We start from the raw sequence: 9,297 nt of genomic DNA, 5'->3' as shown, positions 1-9,297 counted from the left end.
CTGCTGGATGAGGTAGGGCTCGATCACGTCTTCGATGGTGCCGGCCTCTTCGCCGATGGCCGCGGCCACGTTGTCCAGCCCCACCGGGCCGCCGTCGAAGCGGTGGATCACCGCTTCCAGCAGCTTGCGGTCCATCACGTCGAAGCCCTGCGGGTCGACGTCGAGCATGGCGAGCGCCTTGTCGGCAATGGCCTTGGTGATGCGGCCGTCGCCCTTCACCTCGGCGTAGTCGCGCACGCGGCGCAGCAGGCGGTTGGCGATGCGCGGCGTGCCGCGTGAGCGCCGCGCGATCTCGAAGGCGCCTTCGGTGTCGGCTGGCACGTCGAGCAACCCGGCCGAGCGGTGCACGATGCGCGCGAGTTCTTCGGCCGAGTAGAACTCCAGCCGCGCGACGATGCCGAAGCGGTCGCGCAACGGGTTGGTCAGCATGCCCGCGCGGGTGGTGGCGCCCACCAGCGTGAAGGGCTGCAGGTCGAGCTTGATGCTGCGCGCGGCGGGGCCCTCGCCGATCATGATGTCGATCTGGTAGTCCTCCAGCGCGGGGTAGAGGATCTCTTCCACCACCGGCGAGAGGCGGTGGATCTCGTCGATGAAGAGCACGTCGTTGCGCTCGAGGTTGGTGAGGATGGCAGCCAGGTCCTTGGGCTTCTCCAGCACCGGGCCGGAGGTCTGGCGCAGGTTCACACCCAGTTCGTTGGCGATGATGTGCGAGAGCGTGGTCTTGCCCAGGCCGGGCGGGCCGAACAACAGCACGTGGTCGAGTGCCTCGCCGCGCTTCTTGGCCGCGCCGATGAAGATCTCCAGCTGCTCGCGCGCCTTGGCCTGGCCCACGTACTCGGCCAGGCCCTTGGGGCGCAGCGCGCGCTCGATCGCCTCTTCGTTGGGCGAGGCGGGGGCGGCACTCACCACCCGGCGGGCGGGCTCGAAATCGTCGGTCTGGATTGTCATGGCGCGATTATGTCCACCGCCGCTTTGGCACAATCGCGCCCCATGTCCCGCCGACCCTGGTCCAGCCAACTCGCCCTGTGGGCAGCCGTGTTCGCACTGCTGCTCAAGGCCGCAGTGCCGTTGCTGGCCAGTGCTTCGGCGCAAGCCCAGGGCAAGGCGCTGGTCGAGGTTTGCACGGTGTACGGCGTGGCCACGGTCGCGCTCGACGACGATGGCCCGCAGCCTGAGCATGCAGTCACGCATGCGGGTGACCACTGCGCGCTGAACGCCCTGGCGGCGCTGGCCGTACCGGAGGTCGCGAAGCCAGTGGCCTTCATGAGCTTGCCGGCCACTGCGCCGCCTCGCGCACAGCCCTCGCAGCAGGCGCCCGACGCCTGCGCCACCTGGGTCGCCCGGCTCAAGCACGGCCCTCCCGCTTTCACCTGAACTGACGCTGCCGCCAGCCTCATGGCTGGCTCCGAATGATTGCCTGCGCCGTGTGGCCGCGGGCTTGTTCAGGTGTTCATCGTGACGTTCCCAAGCTTGCGCCGCGCCTTCGTGCCGGCGGGCTGGCTGCTGGCACTGCCCGCGGCCGCTCTGGCCCAAGAGGCCGACTCCCAGATCAAGCAACTCGGCGTGGTGGTGGTGACCGCCAACCGCCCGAGTTCGCTGCCGTCGCAGATCCCGACCACGCTCGAAAGCGTCGACGCCGGCCAGATCGCCGTCACCGTCAACGCCACCGACAGCGAAGACGCGCTCAAGTACCTGCCCAGCCTGCTGGTGCGCAAGCGCTACCCGGGCGACTACAACCACGCCGTGCTGTCCACGCGCGCCTCGGGCACCGGCAACAGTGCGCGCTCGATGGTCTATGCCGACGGCATCCTGCTGTCCAACCTGCTCGGCAACGGCGCCAGCTTCGCGCCGCGCTGGGGCATGGTCACGCCCGAGGAGATCGAGCGCGTGGACGTGCTCTACGGTCCCTTCTCCGCCGCCTACCCAGGCAACTCGGTCGGTGCCGTGGTCGACTACCAGACGCGCATGCCGCGCGAGTTCGAGGCGCACGCCAAGGTCGGCGTCTTCACGCAGCCCTTCGAGCTGTACGCGACGGACACCACCTACTCCGGCTGGCAGGCCAGCGCCTCGCTGGGCAGCGCCGAAGGCGGCCTCTCATGGTGGCTGAACCTGAACCGGCTCGACAGCGAGAGCCAGCCGCTGGTCTTCACCACCCGGAGCACGCCGGTGGCCGGTGCCGTGCCCGACACCGACCGCAGCGGCAGTCCCTGGTACATCACCGGCACCACCACCCAGTACCACACGGTGCAGGACCACCTGAAGCTCAAGCTCGGCTATCAGGTCTCGCCCACGCTGCGCGCCAGCTACACGGCAGGCGCGTGGCACAACGATGCCGACGGCCGCTCCGAGTCGTACCTGAACCCCGCGCAGAACGGCATCACCAACCAAGACCGCCTGGAGCATCTGATGCAGGCGCTGACCCTCAAGAGCCGCAGCCGCGAGGTCTTCGATTGGGAGCTGGCCGCCAGCCAGTACCGCTACGTGCAGGACCGCGCGGCGCGCGGCGGCATCGGCGGCGGTGCCGGCGCGGTGACCGACCAGGCCGGCACCGGCTGGTCGACCTTGGCCGCGCGCGGCACCTGGCACCTGGGCGAGCACACGGTCGACGCCGGCCTGCAGCAGGACAGCTACCGCCTGCGCACCGCGGTCTACAACCTCGGCGACTGGCTGGCCGAGAGCAACCCCACGCTGGCTTCGCGCTTCGACGGCAACACGCGGCTGCAATCGATCTACATGCAGGATGCGTGGCGCTTCAGCCCCGAGTGGATGACGGTGCTGGGCCTGCGCACCGAGCACTGGAACGCCTGGGGCGGCACCACGCAGACCGGCAGCAGCGTCTACCCGCACCCGGAGCGCAGCGACACTACGCACTCGCCCAAGCTCGCGCTCTCGCGGCAGATGGACGAGAACTGGGTGCTCAAGGCTTCGGCCGGCCGCGCGCTGCGCTTCCCGACCGTCTCCGAGCTGTACCAGGGCGCGGCCACCAGCGGCGGCATCAGCAACATCGCCAACCCCGACCTGCGGCCTGAGAAGTCATGGACCGGTGAACTCAGCTCGGAATGGCTGCGGGCCGACACCAGCCTGCGCATGACCTTCTTCGGCGAAGACACCCGCGACGCGCTCTACAGCCAGGCGTTGCCCAACGTCACGCCCGTCACCAACAGCGTGCAGAACGTCGACCGTGTGCGCACCTACGGGCTGGAGGCCGCGTGGCAAGGGCAGGACGTGCTCGCCCGCGGCCTCGACGCGCAGGCCAGCGTGACGCATGCCCACTCGCGCATCGTCGCCAACAGCGGCTACGTCTCGGTGCCGGGCGACACCATCGGCAAGTGGCAGCCGCGTGTGCCCGAGTGGCGCGCCACGGCGCTGGTGTCATGGCGCGCCGACGAACACTGGACGGTGAGCTACGGCGCGCGCTACAGCGGCACCCAGTACGGCACGCTGGACAACAGCGACACCAACGGCTTCACCTACATGGGCGTGTCGAAGTACTTCACCACCGACCTGCGGGTGCGCTACGCGTTCAGCAAGCAGTGGCACGCGGCCTTCGGCATCGACAACCTGAACAACTACACGTACTGGAACTTCCATCCCTACCCGCAGCGCACCTACAGTGCCGAACTGCAGTTCGATCTGTGAGCGCTGCTTCACGACCCCTGGAGAACACGATGATGATTCAACGCACCCTGGCCGCCCTGGCCTTTGCCTGCGCCGCCGCGCTGGCACACGCCCATTCCTTCACGCTGGGTGACCTGAAGATCGGCCACCCCTACGCCCGCGCCACCGTGGCCGGTCAACCCACGGGCGGCGCCTTCCTCAGCGTGGAGAACCACGGCCGTGCCGACGACCGCCTCCTCGCGGCCAGCGCCGAGGTGGCCAAGGCAGTGGAGCTGCACACCATGAGCATGGAAGGCGACGTGATGCGCATGCGCCAGGTCGAGGCCATCGACCTGCCTGTCGGCAAGGCGGTCGCACTCAAGCCGGGCGGCCTGCACATCATGCTCATGGGCCTGAAGGCGCCGCTCAAGGAGGGCGACAAGTTTCCCCTCAAGCTCAAGTTCGAGAAGGCGGGCGAGGTGACGGTGCAGGTGAACGTGGAGGCTGCAGCGGCCTCGCACGAGAAGCACTGAGAACGCCAGCCCTAAAGGGCGAAGCGTCCATCAAGCCACGCCCGCGGAACCGGCTTTGCCGGGCCGCCAGGCGGCGCCCCTTGGGGGCAGGAGCGCCAGCGACTGGGGGGCTAATTCCTCAACATGCCCATGGCTTTCACCAAGCTGCGACGCATGCGGTTGAACGACTTCTGCAGCGTGCCGATCTCGTCGTAGCGGCTTTCCGAGAACTCGGCCAGCGACATGTCGCCCTGGCTCACGCGGCGTGCCGCGTTGGCCACCTCCCGCACCGGCCGCACCACCAGGCGCTGCAGCAGCCAGTTCAGCACCAGGAACAGCACCACGAACACCGCCACCAGCGAGCCGGTGAAGGTGAAGAAGAGGTGCTTGGCCTTCTCTTGTGGCAAGGCGGTGGGCACGGCCACCAGCTGCGCGCCCACGATCTCGTTGAGCTGCCAGCCGAAGCCGTTCTTGTCGCCGTACTTGGCGATCAGGCTCGGCGGCGCGGCCGCGGGCGTGCTGTGGCAGGCCAGGCAGGCCGGGTTGGTGATGCGGATCGGGCGCGCCACGTAGAAGAGGTCGCCTTGCGCGGCGTTCACCTCCCCTGACAGCTCCTTGAGGTTCGGGTCGGCGCGGAAGCGCTCCACCACCTCACGCTCCCACGCCGCGGGCTTGTCGCGCAGGTTGGTCGGGTTGAGCGTGGCTTCCTTGTAGCTGTAGCCCGGCTGCTTGGCCGCCAGTCGCGCCAGCGTCTCGGTGGCGGCGAAGGCGGGCACCGTCTCAGGCAGGAAGTGGCGGTCGAGCAGCGGGTCGAGGTGGGGTTTGATGTTGTCGACCGTGTAGCCGCGCACGGCGATGGCCACGTCCATCATGCGCTGCGCGTCCCGGACCACCTCGGCGCTGGCATTGGCCTGCACCAGGCGGTAGACCGTGCCACCGGCCACCACCAGCGCCAGCAGGAACATGGTGGCGAACACCAGGTTGAATCTCAGCTTCAGGTTCATGAAGGATCCCGGCAGACAACAAGAAGAACGGGAAGCGCGGGCTCAAACGAGCCAGGGCCATGGCCTGGAGGTTCAGGCGTCGGGCGCAATCTTGGACGACACCGTGGCATGGCGAAAGCGGGTGCGCTGCTCGTCGCCGTCGAGGTGCGACTCCAGGCGTTCCAGCAGTTCGCTCACCGACTCGGCGCGCTGCGATTCGTTCTCGAGCAGCAGGTCGGCAATCGGGCCCAGTTCGTGGGCCAGGGCCTCGCGCACGCGCTCGCGTTGCGCCGGCGTGATGCGGAAGCTGCGCTGCAGCGGAGCATCGAGGGCCGCGGGGGTGGTGGTGTCGAGCTCGGCCGGGGTGGTGTCGTGTGCTTCGCTGTGGCGCCGCGTGGCCCACGATGCGAGCCATTCCTGGCGTTGCTGCGGGTTGATCAGCATGCGGGCCGCTGCGGCCATGAACTCGTCTTCACTGCGGGCGTGGGCGGCGCAACGTGTCAGGTGTGGCTTGACGTTGGTGTTCAGCCGCTTGCGCAGCGAGCGCTCCACACGAGCGAAAAGGCGAGGGTTGATCAGATCAGCCATGTACCAGTGGGACGGCGCAGCGAAGTGCTCCCGAATTCTATGCGCGTGCCTTTGCCGGCAGCACCGAATTCAAGCAACGGCCCCCACAACCCGGTGCAAGTTGTAAGCAAAGATTCGTGCAATTGTTCCGCGTTGTTCCGCGCGCCTCACTTGGCGAGTGACTTGAGGGCCAGCTTGATGCCTTCGCTCACGCCCACGTCGGCCGGCAGGCTCTTGAGCGCTGCTGCCGCCTCGCGGTCGCTGTAGCCGAGCGCCACCAGTGCCTGAAGGATGTCACCTTGCGCATCGTTCGCCACGCTGGCCGGCAGGGCGAGATCCGCGCCCAGCTTGCCTTTGAGCTCGAGCAGCAGGCGCTCGGCGGTCTTCTTGCCGATGCCCGGCACCTTGATGAGGCGCCCGCTCTCCTGCAGCGACACGGCCTGCGCCAGCTCGCTCACGCTCAGGCCGGACAGGATAGACAGCGCGGTGCGCGGCCCCACCCCGGAGATCTTGACCAGCTGGCGGAAGGTGGTGCGCTCCTCGGGGGTGAGGAAGCCGAACAGCACCTGCGCGTCCTCGCGCACCACGAAGTGGGTGAGCAGGGTGACGCGCTCACCCAGCGCGGGCAGGTTGTAGAAGGTGCTCATCGGCACGTCGACTTCGTAGCCGACGCCGTTCACGTCCACCAGCAACTGGGGTGGGTTCTTCTCCGCGAGGAGGCCGCTCAGCCTGCCGATCATCGGCGGAACAGGCCCAGGCGCTGCGCTTCGAGTGCGGCTTCAGCGCGCGAGCTCACATTCAGCTTGCGGTAGATCTGCTTCACGTAGTCGGCGATGGTGTGGCGCGACAGGTTCAGCTGCACGCCGATCTCGGGCAGCGTGAAGCCCTTGGCCACCCACAGCAGCACCTCGTTCTCGCGGTCGGTGAGCGAGACGTGCGGCAGGTTCTGCGGGCGCTCCTGCGGCTTGTTCTGCTTGGCGAAGTAGGCGATGACGCGGCGCGCGATGGCCGGCGACAGCGGCGGCTCGCCCTGGCTGATGCGCTGCAGCTGCTCTACGAAGAGCTCGCGCGGCTGTTCCTTCAGCAGGTAGCCGAAAGCGCCGGCCTGCAGCGCGGGGAAGAGGTGGTCGTCGTCGTCGTGGATGGTGACCACCACCGATTGCGTCTCGGGCTGGGCTTCGCGCAGCGCGGCGACCACGTCCACGCCCGAGCCATCGGGCAGGCCGAGGTCGATCAGGGCGACCTCGAAGCGTTCGGCGGTGATGAGGGCCAGCGCGTCGTGCACGCGCGCGGCCTCGAACACATGGGCTTGCGGGAACACCTGCAAGGCCAGGGCCTTGAGCCAGGCGCGGATCTCGGGAAGGTCTTCCAGCAACAGGATCTTGTTCATGGCGGCTCGCAGGTTGCATGGCCAAAAGCGCGGCCAAAAAAGATCGTATCAGCCTGAGGCGAGCAGGGCGATGCCTGCCGGCAACAAGGTGGGCGCTTCCTACGCCGTGCCCAGCGGAAGCGTGAGGCGGATCACGGTGCCGTAGCCTGGCCCCGACTCGACCAGGCACTGCCCCTGCATTTGCTTGGCGCGGTGCTTCATGCTGGCCATGCCGTGCCCGCGGTCGAGCTTGCCGTCGAGCTCCATCGGGATGCCGCGGCCGTTGTCCTGCACCACCAGCACGAAGTCCTGCTGGCCCAGGGTGCAGCGCACCGTGCAGTGCGAGGCGCCGCTGTGCTTGATGACATTGCTCACCGCCTCACGCAGGATGCGGGTGGTCTGCACGAAGGCGCGTGCAGAAAGCTGCTGGGTCACGTCTTCGCTGGGGCTGCGCCAGTCGACCTCGACGCCGGCCTGCCCCAGGCGCGAGACGGTCTCGGCGCGCCAGTCGGCCAGCGCATCGGCCACCGGCAGTGGCTTGCCGGTGAGGCCGCGCACCGACAGGCGCATTTCTTCCAGCGCCTCGCGCGCCAGGGTGGAGATGCGCTCCGACTCGCTGGTGTGCACGATGGTCAGCAGCTTGGCGCCCAGGTCGTCGTGCAGGTCGCCGGCGATGCGCTTGCGCTCCTTCTCGGTCACCTGCTCGACGCGCAACTCGGCCATCTGCACGTAGTTGCGCTCCATCTCGGCCGTGGCCTCGGCGACACGGCTTTCCAGCGAGTTGCGTGCCGTCTCGGCGGCCTGCAGCGCCAGGGCAAAGGCCTTGAGCTGGCGCGAGCCGATCACGGCGAACACGATGGGCATGGCGAACTGCATCAACTGCCCCTGCATGTGCGGCAGCGGCAGCCATTCGTAATGGATGGCGCGATCGGCCACTGCGAGCACGCCCAACAGGGCCAGCATGCTGGCCATGGGCCAGAAGTTGCGGCGTTCTGCGCGCCATTCGATGCGCAGGTACAGCGCCATCATGACGATCACCTCCAGCACCATCAGCAGGTACCAGGCGCTGCTGACGGTGAACAGGCGCTGCGGGCCGGCCAGCACCAGTGTCAGTGGCACCAGCAGGCACTGCAGCAGCAGCAGGGCTTCGATCACGCGCGAACGCAGCGCGCCGTAGCTGAGCAGGAACTGCACCGATAGCGCGCTGAGGATCGCGAAGCCGATGCACACCAGCATCTCGGTGGTGCCGTTGTCGAACGGCATGTTCTGCAGCCAGATGCGCGCCGTGAGCGCGTTCCAGACCAGGATCACCAGGCCGAAGTAGGTGAGGTGGACCTCCTGCCGGTTGATCCAGCCAAGGAAGAGCAGGAAGGCCCCCAGCACGGTGGTGGCGATGGTGATGACCTGCACCAGCGTGATGTTCCAGAACAGGCGCGACTCGTGGTCGGCGGCCAGCAGCGCCTGCGGGCCGATGCGCACCGCCGAGAGACCACCCGAGCGCGGGCGCGAGGTCACCTTCTGCAGCGCGTAGCCCTGCACCTTGATGTCGAGCAGGTTGCCTTCGGGGCGCAGCAGGCCGGCCGGCAGGGTCACGAGCTGCGGGTAGTGGCAGTTGCGCGTCATCGGCTCGCTCATGCGGCCGCCGCTGTAGACCTTGAACCCGTTGAGCCACACCTCGGCGTTGCTGCACACCCGATCGATCGCGGCTGCGAGCAGCTGTTCATGCACGAGAGGAGCGTCGAAGTGCAGGCGGTACCAGACCGGGCCGTCTTCGCGCGGGCGGCTGTTCCACCAGTCGTCGGGCAGGTTGACGCGGCGCGAAGCGTGCTCGGCCGGAAAGTGCTCCCCCGCGCCGGCGGCGCTCACGGCCGAGCTGAGCACGATCACGTTGGCTTCGGGTTCGGTCGACCGGGCCAGCAAGCCCTGCCAGGCCAGCAGGCCGGCCAAGGCCAGGGCGCCCAGCCAGGCAGCGGTGGCAGAGATGGAGCGGCGTGTCTGCATGAGCGTCGATTGTGCAGGAGCCCGTCTCGCCTTTCGGGTGGGGCGACAATCCGCTTTTGGAAAGCTCCAGCCCGTGATCCTTCGCCACGCCTTCATCCCGCTCGACAACACCCGCCTGTCGCACCTGTGCGGCAGTGTCGATGACCACCTGCGCCAGATCGAGGCGGCCTTCGACGTGAGCATCTCGCGGCGCAACGAGTCCTTCCGCATCGAAGGCGCCAAGCCCGCCGCGGAGCGCGCGGTGGCCCTGCTGCAGACGCTGTACGAC

Annotated in this window: 9 protein-coding genes and 1 pseudogene; 4 read left to right on the top strand and 6 right to left on the bottom strand. The window is 68.2% G+C overall.

Features of this window, described 5'->3' with window-relative positions:
• Positions 1 to 948: Holliday junction branch migration DNA helicase RuvB (gene ruvB, locus VFL64_RS01130; protein WP_489538537.1), on the bottom strand; the 948-nt coding region annotated here is incomplete at its 3' end.
• A gap of 42 nt (positions 949 to 990) precedes the next feature.
• On the opposite strand from ruvB, the gene VFL64_RS01125 reads away from it, so the two are divergent.
• From VFL64_RS01125 to VFL64_RS01115, 3 genes are all read left to right on the top strand, one after another.
• The gene (locus VFL64_RS01125; protein ID WP_489538536.1) at positions 991 to 1,374 is read left to right on the top strand and encodes a DUF2946 family protein; all 384 of its coding nucleotides are present in this window, start codon (positions 991 to 993) and stop codon (positions 1,372 to 1,374) included.
• 81 nt (positions 1,375 to 1,455) lie between these two features.
• Positions 1,456 to 3,639, top strand: a complete 2,184-nt coding sequence (locus VFL64_RS01120) for a TonB-dependent receptor (RefSeq protein ID WP_489538535.1) — start codon at positions 1,456 to 1,458, stop codon at positions 3,637 to 3,639.
• 29 nt (positions 3,640 to 3,668) lie between these two features.
• Positions 3,669 to 4,130 carry a copper chaperone PCu(A)C gene (locus VFL64_RS01115; protein ID WP_489538534.1) on the top strand — a complete coding sequence of 154 codons (462 nt, stop codon included), beginning with the start codon at positions 3,669 to 3,671 and terminating at the stop codon, positions 4,128 to 4,130.
• Between the two features lie 110 nt (positions 4,131 to 4,240).
• Here the strand turns inward: VFL64_RS01115 and VFL64_RS01110 are convergent, their stop codons facing one another.
• The 5 genes from VFL64_RS01110 to VFL64_RS01090 all read right to left on the bottom strand — a co-directional run bounded on the left by VFL64_RS01110 (position 4,241) and on the right by VFL64_RS01090 (position 9,029).
• Positions 4,241 to 5,113, bottom strand: coding sequence for a c-type heme family protein (locus tag VFL64_RS01110; RefSeq protein ID WP_489538533.1), 873 nt, complete (start codon positions 5,111 to 5,113; stop codon positions 4,241 to 4,243).
• Positions 5,114 to 5,185: 72 nt separating this feature from the next.
• Positions 5,186 to 5,680, bottom strand: coding sequence for a DUF8082 domain-containing protein (locus tag VFL64_RS01105; protein ID WP_489538532.1), 495 nt, complete (start codon positions 5,678 to 5,680; stop codon positions 5,186 to 5,188).
• 146 nt (positions 5,681 to 5,826) lie between these two features.
• Positions 5,827 to 6,399: a Holliday junction branch migration protein RuvA gene (gene ruvA / locus VFL64_RS01100; protein ID WP_489538531.1), complete on the bottom strand. Its 573-nt coding sequence runs from the start codon at positions 6,397 to 6,399 to the stop codon at positions 5,827 to 5,829.
• Complete coding sequence (locus VFL64_RS01095; RefSeq protein ID WP_489538530.1) at positions 6,396 to 7,049, bottom strand: response regulator; 654 nt, start codon at positions 7,047 to 7,049, stop codon at positions 6,396 to 6,398. The genes ruvA and VFL64_RS01095 overlap by 4 nt, the downstream gene beginning before the upstream one ends.
• A 99-nt stretch (positions 7,050 to 7,148) precedes the next feature.
• Positions 7,149 to 9,029 (bottom strand): sensor histidine kinase, encoded by a 1,881-nt coding sequence (locus VFL64_RS01090; protein WP_489538529.1) that lies wholly within the window; start codon positions 9,027 to 9,029, stop codon positions 7,149 to 7,151.
• A gap of 73 nt (positions 9,030 to 9,102) precedes the next feature.
• On the opposite strand from VFL64_RS01090, the pseudogene VFL64_RS01085 reads away from it, so the two are divergent.
• Positions 9,103 to 9,297: pseudogene (locus VFL64_RS01085) on the top strand (PhoH family protein); the annotation flags it as partial.

Origin of the sequence: Rhizobacter sp. (assembly GCF_035702065.1) — a bacterium.
GTDB lineage: Bacteria > Pseudomonadota > Gammaproteobacteria > Burkholderiales > Burkholderiaceae_C > Rhizobacter.
The sequence above is the reverse complement of the archived record's forward strand: the minus strand, read 5'-3'. Positions and strand labels throughout refer to the sequence as shown.

Coding starts and splice junctions, on each gene's coding strand:
- VFL64_RS01115 (WP_489538534.1), top strand. CDS start 3,669: ATGATGATTCAACGCACCCTGGCCGCCCTGGCCTTTGCCTGCGCCGCC.
- VFL64_RS01110 (WP_489538533.1), bottom strand. CDS start 5,113: ATGAACCTGAAGCTGAGATTCAACCTGGTGTTCGCCACCATGTTCCTG.
- VFL64_RS01090 (WP_489538529.1), bottom strand. CDS start 9,029: ATGCAGACACGCCGCTCCATCTCTGCCACCGCTGCCTGGCTGGGCGCC.
- VFL64_RS01125 (WP_489538536.1), top strand. CDS start 991: ATGTCCCGCCGACCCTGGTCCAGCCAACTCGCCCTGTGGGCAGCCGTG.
- VFL64_RS01095 (WP_489538530.1), bottom strand. CDS start 7,049: ATGAACAAGATCCTGTTGCTGGAAGACCTTCCCGAGATCCGCGCCTGG.
- ruvA (WP_489538531.1), bottom strand. CDS start 6,399: ATGATCGGCAGGCTGAGCGGCCTCCTCGCGGAGAAGAACCCACCCCAG.
- VFL64_RS01105 (WP_489538532.1), bottom strand. CDS start 5,680: ATGGCTGATCTGATCAACCCTCGCCTTTTCGCTCGTGTGGAGCGCTCG.